5 protein-coding genes are annotated in these 7,465 nt (G+C 67.9%); 3 read left to right on the forward strand and 2 right to left on the reverse strand.

Going from position 1 to position 7,465, the window contains the following annotated elements:
* Positions 1–12 precede the first annotated feature (12 nt).
* Positions 13–867 carry a hypothetical protein gene (locus tag GXY47_10455; GenBank protein NLV31564.1) on the reverse strand — a complete coding sequence of 285 codons (855 nt, stop codon included), beginning with the start codon at positions 865–867 and terminating at the stop codon, positions 13–15.
* A 196-nt stretch (positions 868–1,063) separates the two neighbouring features.
* The gene (locus GXY47_10460) at positions 1,064–1,702 is read right to left on the reverse strand and encodes a molybdenum cofactor guanylyltransferase (GenBank protein ID NLV31565.1); all 639 of its coding nucleotides are present in this window, start codon (positions 1,700–1,702) and stop codon (positions 1,064–1,066) included.
* Between the two features lie 104 nt (positions 1,703–1,806).
* Between GXY47_10460 and GXY47_10465 the strand changes: the two genes are divergently transcribed.
* The 3 genes from GXY47_10465 to GXY47_10475 all read left to right on the forward strand — a co-directional run bounded on the left by GXY47_10465 (position 1,807) and on the right by GXY47_10475 (position 7,455).
* Positions 1,807–3,618, forward strand: a complete 1,812-nt coding sequence (locus tag GXY47_10465) for a hypothetical protein (protein ID NLV31566.1) — start codon at positions 1,807–1,809, stop codon at positions 3,616–3,618.
* Positions 3,619–3,632: 14 nt separating this feature from the next.
* A complete protein-coding gene (locus GXY47_10470; GenBank protein NLV31567.1) occupies positions 3,633–5,837 on the forward strand; it encodes a hypothetical protein in 2,205 nt (734 codons plus the stop codon).
* 100 nt (positions 5,838–5,937) lie between these two features.
* Positions 5,938–7,455, forward strand: a complete 1,518-nt coding sequence (locus tag GXY47_10475; protein NLV31568.1) for a tetratricopeptide repeat protein — start codon at positions 5,938–5,940, stop codon at positions 7,453–7,455.
* Positions 7,456–7,465: the final 10 nt, after the last annotated feature.

Here is a 7,465-nt window from a genome sequence, read left to right on the forward strand (position 1 = left end):
TCTCGTTTCCCTTTACTGCAGGTTCAGATGAAAGAAACCCGCCACCTGCCTGTCGTAGTTTTGGAGCCCCTCGCCGCTCATGGCATGAACCCGCCCGGTCGGGTGGGTCATGAACTCGCCGTCGGGCGCCTTTTCATGCAGGTCCGCGGTCGAGGCCGCGAGCACCCTGCGCCCCTCCCCCTGGATGAAGAGGAGCGATTTCCCCGCCAGTTCCTCGACCGGCAGGGGCCGGTCGAGGAACCGGAGGTCGGGGATATGGAGCAGCCTGAAGAGCTGCCAGCACCCGAAGCGCAGGGCGCGGTTGTCCACCCCGAATTCCTCGGCGATCCGGTAGCCCAGGAACTGCTCGATGGTTTCGTAGGCGCTGTCGGCGGCGACCGCCCGGACTTCCGGGAACGCGGCCGCGGACTTGAGGGCCGCGAAGGCGCTCGTGTCCACCCCCCAGATCCCCATCCGCTCCGGGTTGTTTTCGGGGCGCCCGATCATGAAGCGCACGGCGTCGGCCATCTCCCCCGTTTCTTCGAGCCCGAGCGTGCTGGCCCCCCTGGGCGCGGCGCCGCTCCCGCGCTGGTCGACCACCAGCAGGTTGAACCCGTGCTGATGGAGGGCGACCGCCAGGCTCAGGGCGTCCGACCGGCTCATGCCGTGGCCCGGGGCCAGGATGATGCCCGGGGCGTGCCTGAGTCCCGGGATCCACCACCCCGGGATCGATCCCCCGCGGCTCGAGGGGACCTGGAGTTCGAGCGACGGGAGGAGGTAGTGCGACGGGTTGACCGATTCGGTCACGGCCCCGGGATGGGAGATTGTATACACCAGGAAACCCAGGACCAGGGCGCCGCCTGCAAGCAGGACAAGGCAGGAGGGCAACAGCGTCCGCCGTAACCATCCCGACTTGGTTTTAGCCTTTAACGCCCGCCGTTTCATGGAAATAAGGCTCCGGGAATCCGCCCGCATCCGGGCCGTGGGAGTCGGCTGCGGGTCGAGCTGTCGTGTTTCCGCTGTCGGGGGTCAATATAGCATAGGGGATTGCAGCAGGGTCAAGAAAAATCACAATATAATGGGGTTATTTGAGTAACTGGCTACCATATGTTGAGTTTAGGGAGGTTTTCCGTCGGGCCCCCCGGCCGAGGGTGCGCAAGTCCCCGGGAGTATTGATATTAGCCAGGTCGGAGTCGAAAAACGGGCCCTGGTCGGGCGTCACCCAGCGGATGCGCAGGGGGCCGTCGAGGAAGGTGGCGATCACCTTCCGGGCGCCGCGCTCGAGGGCCTCTTCGATCCTCGGCAGGCAGCTCCTCCGGTAGACGGCGCACAGCGGGTGGGCCAGCCCCCCCTCCGAACGGGGGATGGCGGCGTCGTACCCTTCGGCGAGGCGGACGAGATTTTCGAGCAGCCGGGTGGGCACGCTCGGCAGGTCGCAGGCCAGGACGAGGTAGAGGGTGGCTTCCTCGTGATGCATGGCGGCGTGAACCCCCGCCAGCGGGCCGTGATCCCTGTAGCGGTCGGGGACGACGGGGAACCCGAGGAAGCGGTAGGCGTCCTCCTCGTCGGCCGAGACCAGGATGCGGCGGGTCAGGGGGAGCACCCGATCGATCACGATCCGGATCAGGCTGCGTCCGTCGACCGTGACCAGCGCCTTGTTGCTCCCCATCCGGCGGCTCTTCCCGCCGGCCAGGATGACGGCGCACAGATCCTCGTTAGCCATGGATCCCATCATCGGGCCCCGGCCGTTGTTCGTCAACCGCAATGTGTCATTCGCCCTCACCCCGGGGCATTCTGTTATATACTGGCCGGGAAAGGTCGGGACAGATGACAACACGTTCGCTCTGGCTTGCCGCGGCGCTTTCGGCCCTCGCGGCGCTCCCCTATTCCGGGTCGGCGGCGGCCCCGGATTTCTTCCGGATCGAGGACCTCCGCCCCGGACTCAGGGGGACCGGCAGGACCTGTTTCCAGGGGACCCGGCCCGAGGAGTTCCAGGTGGAAATCCTCGGGGTGATGCGCGGGGTGTCGCCGGGCGCCGATTCGGTGCTGGCCCGCTTCAGCGGCGGGCGGATCGACAGGTACGGCATCTTCGAGGGGATGAGCGGCAGCCCCGTCTACATCGACGGGAAGCTCCTCGGCGCCGTCGCTTACTCCTACGCCTTCGCCCGGGAGCCGATCGCGGGGATCACGCCCATCGCCCACATGGTGGACGCCTTCGAGGAAAAGGGCGGGGGCCTTCGCCTGGAAAAAGGGGGAATACGGGACGGCATGCTTCCGCTCCCCGCCGTAGGCGGGGGAGGGCTCGAATTCCCCATCCTGCCGGGAGGGGGCGCCGCCCCGGGCGCGCGGGACGCGCATTCTTTGCTCCCCATCGCCACTCCCCTCTCCCTGGGGGGCTTTCATCCCGGGACTCTGGAGGCTTTCGCCCCCCGCTTCCGTGCCGCGGGGATGACGCTGCTGCAGGGATCCGGAGCCGCATCCGGCGACCCGCCGGGGGACCAGCCCCCGTTCGAGCCCGGCTCCAACATCGTGGTTTCGCTCGTGGAGGGGGACCTGGATGTCTCCGCCGGGGGCACGGTGACCTATGTGGACGGGGACCGACTCTATGCCTTCGGGCACAACCTCCTGGAACTGGGGAACACGGAGCTCCCGATGCGCCGGGCCAGCGCCGTGACCATCTTCCCCAGTTTCGAGAGCTCCTTCAAGATCCTGGCCGCGGGCGGCGTCGCGGGCGCGATCCGCCAGGACCGGGGCATGGGCATCTACGGCATCGTGGGGGACCGGGCGCGCACGGTGCCGGTGCGGATCGGGCTCCTCTCCAGCCGCGGCGCGCGGAAGGAATACCGGTTCGAGCTGGCGCGGGACTCCATGCTGACGCCGGTCCTGCTCAATATGACGGTCTACAACACCATCACCGCGTCCGAGCGCGCCCAGGGGGGGGCCACGATCGGGGTCACGGGGAAGATCGGCATCGGAAACCAGCCCGAGGTCCGGGTCGCCGGACGCTTCTCCTCACGGAGCGAAGCGGTGCAGAACGCCGCGCTTTCGGTCGCCGTGCCTGTCAACTACCTGATGGAAGCCGGATACCCGGACCTGGACCTCGAGCGGATCGACCTGGAGATTTCGGTCCTGGAAAAGGACCGGAGCGCCCGGCTCGACTCGATCCGGGTGGATCGCCGGGAGGTGCGGGCGGGGGATTCGGTCGAGCTGACGATGACGGCTCAGCGGCCAGACGGGGAGATCCTCCGGGAGGTTCGCACCGTGCGGATCCCGGCGACCGCCTCCCCCGGCCCGCTCACCCTGACCCTGGCCGACGGGTCGGCCCTGACGACGCTGGAACAGCAACAGGAGGGGGGCGCCCTGACACCGCGCGACCTGGGTCAGCTGATCGGGTTCCTCAACCGGATGCGCCGGAACGACCGTCTCTATCTGCGCTTTTCGCGGCGCGAGCCGGGGGTGGTGATGCGAGGGGAGGGGATGCCGGGCCTCCCCCCGTCGATCCTTTCGGTGCTCCAATCGGAGCGGAAATCGGGGGCCCTGACCGCAATCCGCACCTCCACCATCGCGGAATACGAACTTCCCGCGTCCGATGACGTCATCGCCGGCTCCCGGTCGGTGGCGATCGAGATCAAGCCCTGACACGAGGTCTCTGCATGCATATGAGGAAAACCACCCTGCCGGCCGCCTTTCTGGCCCTTTCGATCGCCTCCTGGGCCGCCATGCCCCGGTTCTGGGAGAACTTCACCCGGGAGGAGCTGCTCCAGGGGAGTTTCAGCGGCGTTTCCCTCGGCCCGGAAGGGGCGCTGTCGCTCGCACCCCCCCTCGACCTCTGGTTCGACACCGGCCAGGAATATATCTTTTCCATGGTCCGCGACCGGGCGGGCAACCTCTACGTCGGAACGGGGACGGAAGGGAAGGTGTACAGGATCGACCCCGAAGGGAAGGGGAGCCTGTATTTCGATTCCGGAGAACTCCACGTCTTCGCTCTGGCGCTCGATTCCTCCGATACCCTGTACGCCGCGACCTCTCCCGACGGGAAGGTCTACCGCCTGGGCGCGGCGAACGACCCCCGGGAATTCTGCGACCCGGAAGAAAAGTACATATGGGCGATGGCGTTCGACCCGGAGGACAACCTCTACCTCGGGACCGGGGCCGGCGGCGCCATTTACAGGGTGGACAGGGCGGGGGAGGCGTCCCTCTTTTACGCCTCCGGCGACAGCCACGTCCGCTGCCTCGTGATCGAGGGGAAGAACCTGCTGGCGGGGACCGCGCCCGACGGGCGGGTGCTCCGCGTGGACGGGCGCGGGAGGGGGTTCGCCCTGGCAGACACCCCCTACGAGGAGGTGCACGCGCTCGCCCTGGACCGGTTCGGCACCCTCTACGCCGTGGCCTCCTCCCCGAAGGCGCCCGGGGCCCCCGCCGGGACCGCCCCCGCCGGGGAGGGGGACCCGAAGGTCTCGACGACGGTGACCGTCGTGGCGACTGTGAGCGCGGCGGGCTCCACGGCGGGTGGGGCGGGGCAGGCGGCCGGCCCCCCCCCTGCAGAGACCCCGACGGGGAAGGAGTCCGCGGCCACGGCCGTCTATGCCATCGCGCCCGAAGGCGCCGTGGAGCTCCTTTACAGCACCGCGGGGGGGATGGCGTTCGATGCCGCTCCCGGAGCCGACGGGGCCCTCCTGCTTGCCACCGGGCCGAAGGGACGGCTGCTGAAGATCCGCCCCGGCGGCCGCCCGGCGGTGGTCACCGACCTGCCCGAGGAGGACGCGGTCCGGCTGCTCCGGGCGGGGGACGACGTGTATGTCGGGGCCAGCAACCGGGGAAAGGTCTACCGCCTCCGGCAGGGGAGGGCGGCTTCGGGGGTGTTCGAGTCCGACCCGCTCGATGCCGGGATCGTCTCCTCCTGGGGGAGGATTTCCTGGAACGCGTTCGATGGCGGCCGGGGCGTCACCCTGGCCACCCGGAGCGGGAACACCCCCCGGCCCGACCCTTCGTGGAGCGACTGGACATCCTATCCGGAGCCCGGCCGGCAGATCGGGAGCCCGCGCGCCCGCTACCTGCAGTGGCGGGCCGGCTTCGAGGGGGAAGGGGAAGAAGCCTCCCTGGAAGGGGTGCGGATCTCCTACCTGCAGCAGAACGTGCGGCCGCGCGTCACCGAACTCAAGGTCCTGCCTCATGGGCTGGCGCTCGAGAAGCAGCCGTCGCTGGCTGCGAGCGGCATCTACTCCGTCGATGTCGATGACGGGAGGAGCCTCCTCGCCCCGCGCCGACGGGGGAGGGAGGACCAGCCCCTCCCCCCGCGGCAGGCGCTCGAGGCCGGGGTCCGGTCCTTTACCTGGAAGGCGGAGGACGACAACGGGGACCCCCTGCTCTACTCCCTCTACTTCAAGGGGGAGGCGGAATCGGAGTGGAAGCTGCTGGGATCGAACCTCGTCGACACCTTTTACACCCTCGGCACGGCGTCGCTCCCGGACGGGACCTACCGGTTGAAGGTGGTGGCCAGCGACGAACCGGGCAACAGCTTCGACCGTTTCCTCATCGGGGAGCGGGTGAGCGCCCCCTTCGTCGTGGCCGGCTCCCCCCCCTCGATCGAGATCCTCTCGCGGTCGGTCGAGGGGCGCAGGGTGGAGGTCCGGTTCCGGGCGGGGGTCTCCGCCGGAGCCGTTCAGAGCGCGGAGTATTCGATCGACGGGGGCGCCTGGCGCCTCCTTTCCCCCGTCGACGGCATCGCCGACTCCCCTCTCGAGGAGTATCTCATGGTGACCCCTGAGCTTGCGCCCGGGGAGCACCTGATCGGCATCCGGGCGGGCGATCGCAACGGGACCACCGGGACCGCCGGCTTCGTTCTGGCAGTCCCCTGAGGCCAAGGTTCGAGTTGCGCAAATCCGGCCGAGCGTGTAATGTCATAGGGTTCCGGATGGGGGAAGCCCCGTCAAAAAATGGAGCGGGGTGAGGTCGTATATGAAAAGAGAATGCAGCAGACGGGTCGTCGCCGCCATCGCGGTTTTTTCGCTTCTTGCGCTGGCGCTGCCGGCATGGGCCCAGCAGGGGGAGATCCAGGTGACGTGCCTGGACGCCTCGGGCGGCGCCTTGAAGGACGTCAAGGTCGTCATCATCAACCTTCTTACCAAAAAATCCAAGGACGAGAAATCGAACGGCCAGGGGATCGCCGCCTTTGACAAGCTCGATGACGCTATCTACCGGGTGGTGGGGCGCAAGGAGGGTTTCGCGCCCGCTTTCCACGAGTTCGTCGACATGAAGGGGGCGTCCGCGTCGGTCACCCTCAAGTTCGAGGCGGGCGCGGACCGGAAACTCCATTTCGAGGATCCGCTCCTGGAAAAGAACGCCGCCGCCCTGCTGCAGCAGGGACTGGGGGCCTACCAGCAGAACGATCTTCCGGGGGCGGAGAAACTTTTCCGCCAGTCGCTTGAAATCAACCCCTCCTCGGCCGAAGGGCTCTACTACCTCGGCGCGACGCTCCTCCGGCAATCCCGGTTCGACGACGCCGCCGAAACCTGGAAGAGGGCGGAGGCCGTCGCGGCGGTTCTGAAGAAGCTCCCCTCCACGGCCCCGGCGGGCAAGGCCAACCCGTACGAGACGATCGAGCGGAATGTGGGGCAGCAGCTGCAGCAGATGCCGATCTTCAAGGCGGAATCGGCCTTCAAGGCGAAGAAGTACGAGGAGGCGGCCCTCCTCTACGCCGAGGCCGCCAAGGCGTTTCCGACGAACCCCGACCTCCATGCCAACCGGGCCCGCGCCCTGTCCCAATCCAAAAAATGGGACGAGGCCATCGCGGCCGTCGACAGTGCGCTCAAGCTCAAGCCGGGGGACGCGTCCCTGGCGGATCTCAGGAAGACGATCGTCGGCCTGAAGGAGAACGAGGCGATCCAGAAAGCCCAGGGCCTGCTGGACGCTGGGAACAAGATGCTCGGGTCCGGGGATGCTGCGGGCGCCCTCGGGAAGTTCCAGGAGGCCAACACCCTCATCGCCGCCGAGAAGCAGGCTCCGATCTGGAGACAGATCGGACGCGCGCTGGCCAAGCTCGAGCGCCGGGACGAGGCGGAGGCCGCCTTCCGCAAATCGATCGAACTGGCCCCGGAGGGCAGCCTGGCCGAATACCAGATGGCCTTCGCGCAGTTCTACCTGGATGGCAAGAAGTTCGAACAGGCGGTCGACGTCATGGCCGATCCCCGGAGCGCGGGCGACCGCAGCCCCGAGAGGGTCCTGACGGACCTGGCCGAAAGGGTGAAGAACCAGGAGCCGCGGCTTGCGGAGGCGGCCCTGGAAAGGGTGATCAAGATCAACCCGGCCAACGCCGACGCCTACTACGACCTCGGCCGGCTCTACTTCGCCGAGGGGAAGGAAAAGGACGCGCGCACCCTGGAATTGCTGAACAGGTTCGTGGAGATCGGGACCGACCAGGCCAAGCTCGAGGATGCCAAGGGCCTGCTCTACGTGGTTTCGAAACGGAGTCAATAGTCTTGCCCGC

Source organism: Acidobacteriota bacterium (assembly GCA_012729555.1).
In the GTDB taxonomy this organism is placed as follows: domain Bacteria; phylum Acidobacteriota; class UBA6911; order UBA6911; family UBA6911; genus UBA6911.

Coding starts and splice junctions, on each gene's coding strand:
- GXY47_10460 (NLV31565.1), bottom strand. CDS start 1,702: ATGGCTAACGAGGATCTGTGCGCCGTCATCCTGGCCGGCGGGAAGAGC.
- GXY47_10465 (NLV31566.1), top strand. CDS start 1,807: ATGACAACACGTTCGCTCTGGCTTGCCGCGGCGCTTTCGGCCCTCGCG.
- GXY47_10470 (NLV31567.1), top strand. CDS start 3,633: ATGCATATGAGGAAAACCACCCTGCCGGCCGCCTTTCTGGCCCTTTCG.
- GXY47_10475 (NLV31568.1), top strand. CDS start 5,938: ATGAAAAGAGAATGCAGCAGACGGGTCGTCGCCGCCATCGCGGTTTTT.